This window comes from Sphingomonas sp., from assembly GCF_036402235.1.
Lineage (GTDB): Bacteria > Pseudomonadota > Alphaproteobacteria > Sphingomonadales > Sphingomonadaceae > Sphingomonas.
In genome coordinates this window covers 48590-56062 of record NZ_DASWTG010000069.1, presented here as the reverse complement: position 1 = coordinate 56062, position 7473 = coordinate 48590, and the positions used below count along the sequence as shown (strand labels likewise).

Annotated in this window: 7 protein-coding genes; 6 read left to right on the top strand and 1 reads right to left on the bottom strand. The window is 67.9% G+C overall.

The window, feature by feature from the left end:
- Positions 1–83 precede the first annotated feature (83 nt).
- The 6 genes from VGD28_RS14675 (at position 84) to VGD28_RS14650 (ending at position 6484) form a co-directional block, all read left to right on the top strand.
- A complete protein-coding gene (locus VGD28_RS14675; protein ID WP_331029095.1) occupies positions 84–707 on the top strand; it encodes a LysE family translocator in 624 nt (207 codons plus the stop codon).
- A 128-nt stretch (positions 708–835) separates the two neighbouring features.
- Entirely contained in the window at positions 836–1138 is a 303-nt protein-coding gene (locus tag VGD28_RS14670; RefSeq protein ID WP_414714507.1) for a GIY-YIG nuclease family protein, read from the top strand.
- A gap of 37 nt (positions 1139–1175) precedes the next feature.
- Positions 1176–2258: a phenylalanine--tRNA ligase subunit alpha gene (gene pheS, locus VGD28_RS14665; protein ID WP_331029092.1), complete on the top strand. Its 1083-nt coding sequence runs from the start codon at positions 1176–1178 to the stop codon at positions 2256–2258.
- Positions 2259–2360: 102 nt separating this feature from the next.
- On the top strand, positions 2361–4772 hold the full coding sequence (gene pheT / locus VGD28_RS14660; RefSeq protein WP_331029091.1) for a phenylalanine--tRNA ligase subunit beta: 2412 nt from the start codon (positions 2361–2363) through the stop codon (positions 4770–4772).
- Positions 4773–4880: 108 nt separating this feature from the next.
- Positions 4881–5627, top strand: a complete 747-nt coding sequence (locus tag VGD28_RS14655) for an SDR family NAD(P)-dependent oxidoreductase (protein ID WP_331029090.1) — start codon at positions 4881–4883, stop codon at positions 5625–5627.
- The gene (locus VGD28_RS14650) at positions 5624–6484 is read left to right on the top strand and encodes an aldose 1-epimerase family protein (RefSeq protein WP_331029089.1); all 861 of its coding nucleotides are present in this window, start codon (positions 5624–5626) and stop codon (positions 6482–6484) included. Before VGD28_RS14655 ends, VGD28_RS14650 begins: the two co-directional genes overlap by 4 nt.
- Before the next feature lie 6 nt (positions 6485–6490).
- Here the strand turns inward: VGD28_RS14650 and VGD28_RS14645 are convergent, their stop codons facing one another.
- On the bottom strand, positions 6491–7321 hold the full coding sequence (locus tag VGD28_RS14645) for an alpha/beta hydrolase (RefSeq protein WP_331029088.1): 831 nt from the start codon (positions 7319–7321) through the stop codon (positions 6491–6493).
- Positions 7322–7473: the final 152 nt, after the last annotated feature.

Genomic DNA, 7473 nt, shown 5'->3' with positions numbered 1-7473 from the left:
GATGGACAAGAAGCTCCACCGCATCGCGTGCGGTACGGTGGACCCCGGCACAGGGCCGGGATGACGATGTGAGGGAGAAGACCATGACGCTCCAGACCTGGTGGCTCTTCGTCACCGCCCTGTTCCTGATCGCCGCGACGCCGGGGCCGAACATGCTGCACGTCATGGTCCAGAGCATCCATCATGGCACGCGCCGCTCGATCGTGTCGATGGCGGGGCTGATGACCGCCAACCTCACCTATCTGTTCGCATCGGCCCTCGGGCTCGGCGCGTTGCTCAAGGCATCGCCTATGCTGTTCGAGGTGTTGCGCTATGCCGGCGTCGCCTATCTCGTCTGGCTCGGCATCAAGGCGTGGCGGGCGCCCGTCGGCAGCGATGACGCGGAGGCGGTGAAGCCCGCCCTGCCCTCGCTCCGCGCAATGTACGTGACGGGCCTCGGCACCGGCCTGTCGAACCCCAAGCTGATCGTCTTTTCGACGGCCCTGTTCCCGCAGTTCATCGATACCGGCCGCCCCTTCGCGCCGCAGCTCGCGATCCTGATCGGCACGTTCATCGTGATCGAGAGCTTCTGGTTCGTCGCCTATGCGCTCGGCGGCCGCTCGCTCGCCGCATGGCTAGCGCCGGCCAACCGCCAGCGGCTGTTCAACCGGGTCACCGGCGGGATGTTCGTCGCGTTCGGCGCGGCATTGTTCGGCAGCCGGGTGTAGGCAACGGATTCTTAAGTCCGTCATTCCCGCGAAGGCGGGAATCCATTCTGGCTAACGGTGTGGTTCTTTCGAGAGGACAGAGCGAATGGATCCCCGCCTTCGCGGGGATGACGAAGGGAGGGGATGGAGTGGAGAAGCAGCCGTGCGTTTACATCCTCGCAAGCGGGCGCGCCGGAACGCTTTACACCGGCGTCACGTCCGACCTTCTCGGTCGCCTCCATAAGCACCGCGAAGGTATCACCGGAGGGTTTGCCGGGAAGTACAAAGCTTTGAAGCTCGTCTGGTACGAGATGCACGGCGACATGGAATCCGCGATCATCCGGGAAAAGCGGATCAAGAAATGGAATCGCGACTGGAAACTAAACCTGATCGAGCAATCCAACCCGGAATGGGTTGACCTTGCCATCGGGCTGGGCTTCGAGCCGCTTTGATTGGATTCCCGCCCGCGCGGGATGACGGAGTAAGACATTGACCACCGATCTCGACCAGCTCAAGGCCGAACTGCTCGCCTCGATCGATGCCGCGGCCGGCGTCGACGCGCTCGACGCGGTGCGCGTCCATGCGCTCGGCAAGCAGGGCGCCGTCACCGGCCTGCTGAAGACGCTCGGCGGCATGAGCCCCGAGGAGCGGCAGGAGACCGGCCCGCGCATCCATGCGCTGCGCGAGGCGGTGACCGAGGCGATCGCCGCGCGCAAGGCGGCGCTGGAGGGCGCCGCGCTCGAAGCGAAGCTCGCCGCCGAGACGCTCGACATGACGCTGCCGGCCGACGGCGTGCCGGCGGGCAGCGTGCACCCGGTGAGCCAGGTGATGGACGAGCTCGCCGAGATCTTCGCCGACCTGGGCTTCGCAGTCGCCACCGGTCCCGAGATCGAGGACGACTGGCACAATTTCACCGCGCTCAACATCCCCGAGACGCACCCCGCGCGCGCGATGCACGACACCTTCTACCTCGCCGGCGAGCATGCGACGCCGATGGTGCTGCGCACGCACACCTCGCCGGTTCAGATCCGCGCGATGAAGGCGGCGGGCGGGCAGAAGCCGGTGCGCATCATCGCGCCGGGCCGCACCTATCGCAGCGACAGCGACGCGACCCACACCCCGATGTTCCACCAGGTCGAGGGGCTGGTGATCGACAAGGGCATCACGCTCGGCCACCTCAAATGGACGCTGGAAACCTTCCTCAAGGCGTTCTTCGAGCGCGACGACATCGTGCTGCGCCTGCGCCCGAGCTATTTCCCCTTCACCGAGCCGAGCGCGGAGGTCGATGTCGGCTTCAGCATCGTCAACGGCAAGCGCGTGATCGGCGGGTCCGAAGGCTGGATGGAGGTGCTGGGCAGCGGCATGGTCCACCGCAAGGTGATCGCGGCCGGCGGCTATGATCCCGACCAGTGGCAGGGCTTCGCCTTCGGCTGCGGGATCGATCGCCTCGCGATGCTCAAATACGGGATGGACGATCTGCGCGCCTTCTTCGACGGCGATCTGCGCTGGCTCAGACATTACGGCTTCTCGGCGCTCGACGTGCCCACGCTGAGCGGGGGAGTCGGCGCATGAGTCCGAATCGTCACCCCAGCGAAAGCTGGGGTCTCCCCGTTGCCGCGCGACGCCCTCTCCTCACAAAGACCCCAGCTTTCGCTGGGGTGACGGGTATTTGATATGAAGTTCACCCTGAGCTGGCTCAAGCAGCATCTCGACACCGACGCGACGCTCGACCAGATCGACGCGGCGCTGACCCGTATCGGCCTCGAGGTCGAGGGCATCGAGAATCCGGGCGAGAAGCTCGCGGCGTTCCGCGTCGCGAAGGTGCTCACCGCCGAACGCCACCCGCAGGCCGACAAGCTGCAGGTGCTGACCGTCGATACCGGAGACGGCGTCCCGCTTCAGGTCGTGTGCGGCGCGCCCAATGCGCGTGCCGGGCTGGTCGGCGTGCTCGGGCTGCCCGGCGCGACGGTGCCGGCCAACGGCATGGTGCTCAAGGTCGCCGCGGTGCGCGGCGTCGAATCGAACGGCATGATGTGCTCGAGCCGGGAGCTGGAATTGGGCGACGATCATGACGGCATCATCGAGCTGCCCGCGGACGCGCCCATCGGCACCAGCTTCGCCGACTATGCCGATCTCAACGACCCGGTGTTCGACGTCTCGATCACGCCCAACCGCCAGGACTGCATGGGCGTGCGCGGCATCGCGCGCGATCTTGCCGCGGCGGGGCTGGGGACGCTCAAGCCGCTCGACGCCACCCCGGTGAAGGCCGAGGGTCCGGGGCCTGAGGTGCGGATCGAGGCGCCCGAGGGCTGCCCCGCCTATTTCGGCCAGACCGTGCGCGGCGTGACCAACGGCGCCTCGCCCGACTGGATGCAGGCGCGGCTCAAGGCGGTCGGCCAGCGGCCGATCTCCGCGCTGGTCGACATCACCAATTACGTGATGATCGACCATGGCCGCCCGCTCCATGTCTATGACAAGGCCAAGCTGTCGGGCGCGCTTACCGTGCGTAAGGCGAAGCCGGGCGAGCAGGTGCTGGCGCTCAACGAGAAGACCTACACGCTCGACGAGAGCATCACCGTGATCGCCGACGACAATGGCGTCCACGATATCGGCGGGATCATGGGCGGCGAGGATACCGGCGTGTCGGAGGCGACCACCGAGGTCGTCATCGAATGCGCCTATTTCGATCCCGAGCATATCGCGCGCGCCGGGCAGAAGCTGCTACTCACCAGCGATGCACGCAGCCGCTTCGAGCGCGGGGTGGACGCGGCGTTCCTCGAGGACGGCATCGCCATCGCCGCGCGCCTGGTGACGCAGATCTGCGGCGGCACCGCCAGCGAAGTAACCCGCGCGGGCACGCCGCCGCAGGTCGGGATCACCACCGGCTACGACCCGGCGCTGGCCGAGACGCTGGGCGGCCTCGCCATCCCCGCGGGGCGCCAGAAGGCGATCCTCGAATCGCTCGGCTTCACCGTCGAGCCGCTCGACGCAAACGGCGATCCGGTCGAGCTGTCCGAGGGCTTCGACGCCTTCCGCGTCACCGCGCCGAGCTGGCGCCGCGACATCGATGGCCCCGCCGATCTGGTCGAGGAAGTGATCCGGATCGAGGGGATCGACAACGTCCCTTCGACCCCGCTGCCGCGTACGCCCGGCGTCGCGACGCCGACCGCGACGCCTGAGCAGAAGCTAGAGCGCCGCATGCGCCGCACCGCCGCCGCGCGCGGCTTCAACGAGGCGGTGACGTGGAGCTTCATCGCCGAGAAGGAAGCCGCGGCCGTGGGCGGCGGCGCATGGGCGCTCGCCAACCCGATCAGCGAGGACCTGAAGGTCATGCGCCCCTCGCTGCTGCCCGGGCTGCTGATGGCCGCGGGCCGCAACGCGAAGCGCGGCGCGACGAGCGTGCGGCTGTTCGAGATCGGCCGCCGCTACCTCGCCGACGCCGAGAAGCTGACGCTCACCGCGCTGCTCGCGGGCGACAAGCGCGCGCGCGGCTGGCAGGCGGGCAAGGCCGCGCCGTTCGATGCCTATGACGCCAAGGCCGAGGCGCTGGCGCTGCTCGAAGCCGCGGGCGCGCCGGTCGGCAATCTCCAGGTGATGGGGGAGGCGGGCGAGGCCTGGCATCCCGGCCAATCGGCGACGCTGCGGCTGGGCCCCAAGACCGTGCTCGCCGCCTTCGGCATGCTGCACCCGACACTGCTCAGGCAGTTCGACCTCGACGGCCCGGTCGCGGCGGTGGAGGTCTTCCTCGACGCGATCCCCGCCAAGCGCTCGACGGGCTTCATGCGCCCGGCCTACACGCCGCCCCCGCTTCAGGCGGTGACGCGCGACTTCGCCTTCATCGTCCCGGCGGAGCTCGCGGCGGGCGACCTCGTTCGTGCGGTCAGGAACGCCGACAAGGCGGCGATCACCGACGCGCGCCTGTTCGACCTGTTCACCGGCGCTGGCGTCGAGGAGGGCAAGAAGAGCCTCGCGATCGAAGTGACGCTGCAGCCCGGCGAGAAGAGCTTCACCGATGCCGAGATCAAGGCGGTGGCCGACAAGGTCGTCGCCGCGGCGACGAAACTGGGAGCGACGCTGCGGGGCTAGGCGATCGCCGCTCGTGCTGAGCTTGTCGAAGCACCGCTCTTTCTTCTAACGGCGGTCGAGGCGACAGGCAGCGCTTCGACAAGCTCAGCGCGAACGGAGTATGGCAATATGCGCACCGCCCTCATCACCGGCGCGACATCGGGCTTCGGCGCGGCCGCTTCGCGCGCCTTCACCGCCGCGGGCTGGCGCGTGATTGGGACCGGACGGCGTGCTGACCGGCTCGAGGCGCTCAAGGCCGAGCTGGGCGGCGACAAGTTCCACCCCGCCGTGTTCGACATTCGCGACGCGGCGGCGCGCGACGCCGCATTCGACAGCCTGCCCGAGGCGTTCCGCGGCATCGACCTGCTGGTCAACAATGCCGGCCTCGCGCGTGGCACCGAGAAGGCGCAGGAAGCCCTGCTCGACAATTGGCGAGTGATGATCGACACCAACGTCACCGCCCTGGTCGAGATCACCCACAAGCTGCTGCCGCTGCTGATCGAACGCAAGGGCGCGATCATCAACCTGTCCTCGGTCGCGGCGACCTATCCCTATCTCGGCGCCAACGTCTATGGCGGGACCAAGGCGTTCGTGCATCAGTTCAGCCTGTCGCTGCGCAGCGACCTTGCCGGCACGGGCGTGCGCGTCACCTCGATCGAGCCGGGTATGGCGGAGACCGAGTTCACGCTGGTGCGCACCGGCAGCCAGGAAGCCTCGGACAAGCTCTATGGCGGCGCCGACCCGATGACCGCGGAGGATATCGCCGGCATGATCCTGTGGGTTGCGCAGCTCCCGCCGCACCTCAACATCAACGTGATGGAGATGATGCCGGTCAACCAGTCGTTCGCCGGCTTCGCGGTGCACCGCGCGGGATGATCGAGATCCGCTCCGGCGCGCTGACCGCGGCGATCGATCCGCTCGGCGCGGAGCTGGTCAGCCTGCGCGACGCGCAGGGCCGCGAATGGATGAGCGACGGCGATCCGGCCTATTGGGCCGGCCGGGCGCCGCTGCTGTTCCCCATCGTGGGCAAACTCAACGGCGACATCTACCGGCTCGACGGCCACGAATATGCCCTGCCCCAGCACGGCTTTGCGCGGCGGCGGGAGTTCACGCTGATCGAGCAGACCGCGGACCGGGCGGTGTTCCGGCTGACCGACGACGACATCACGCGCGCCGTCTATCCGTTCGCCTTCTCGCTCGATGCCGCCTTCACGCTGAACGGCGCGACGCTGGCGATGAAGATCACCGTCACCAATCGCGGCGACGTGCCGATGCCGGCGAGCTTCGGCTTCCACCCCGCCTTCGCCTGGCCGTTGCCGGGCAGCGAGGCAAAGGAAGCGCATCGCATCGTGTTCGAGCGGGACGAGCCTGCCCCGCTCAACCGGATCGAGGGCGGGCTGATCGGCCCAGCCGACCGCGCGACGCCGGTCGAGAGCGACACGCTGTGGCTGCGCGACGATCTGTTCACGCACGACGCGCTGGTGTGGGAATCACCCGCCAGCCGGTCGCTGCGCTATGGCTGCGAGGGCGGACCGGAGTTGGCGATCGCCTTCCCCGGCATGCCGACGCTCGCGCTGTGGACCAAGCCGGGCGCGCGCTTCCTGTGCATCGAGCCGTGGCAGGGCCATGCCGACCCCGCCGGTTTCGCCGGCGAGATCCGGGACAAGCCGGGGATGCTCCTCCTGGAACCGGGCGAGCGCCGCGCCTTCGCAATGAGCGTGACGCTCGCCTGATCCCGCTCAGCCTTCGATGAATGCGAGCAGATCGGGGTTCACCACCTCGGGATGCGTCGCGCACAGGCCATGGGGCAGGCCTTCATAGGTCTTGAGCGTGCCGTTCTTGAGCAGCTTGATCGCCTTCAGTGCGCTGTCATGGATCGGCACGATCTGGTCGTCGGTGCCGTGCATCACCAGCACCGGCACCTCGATCGCCTTCAGATCCTCGGTGAAGTCGGTTTCGCTAAACGCCTTGATGCAGTCGTAATGCGCCTTGGCGCCGCCCATCATGCCCTGGCGCCACCAATTGTCGATCAGCCCCTGGCTGACCTTCGCGCCCTCGCGGTTGAAGCCGTAGAAAGGCCCCGCCGGCAGATCGATGTAGAATTGCGCGCGGTTGGCGAGGAGCGCCTCGCGCAGGCCGTCGAACACCTCGATCGGCAGTCCCTCGGGGTTGCTGTCCTTCCTGACCATCACCGGCGGGACGGCACCGATCAGCACCGCCTTGGCGACGCGGCCCGGCTCGGCACGCGCGACATAGTGCGCCACCTCGCCGCCGCCGGTCGAATGGCCGATATGGATCGCGCCCTTGAGATCGAGCGCCGTCACCAGTGCCGCGACGTCGGCGGCATAGGTGTCCATCTCGTTCCCCTCCCAGGTCTGCGACGAGCGGCCATGTCCGCGCCGGTCGTGCGCGATCACGCGATAGCCGCGTGCCAAGAAGAACAGCATCTGGTTGTCCCAGTCGTCCGCGCTCAATGGCCAGCCGTGATGGAAGACGATCGGGGTGGCGTCCCTGGGGCCCCAGTCCTTGTAGAAGATCTCGGTGCCGTCGCTGGTGGTGATGGTGCTCATGGCTCGCATCCTTGGCTGTGACGCCTGCGGAAGTCGCGGCGCGCCTGCATCGTTACGCACCCGTCCGAGTCGCACAAAGTGCAACGTTTGAAAGCGATCGTTTCACAAATCGAAACACTCGATTCGCGGACCGCTTGCCGCTAGAGGGCCGC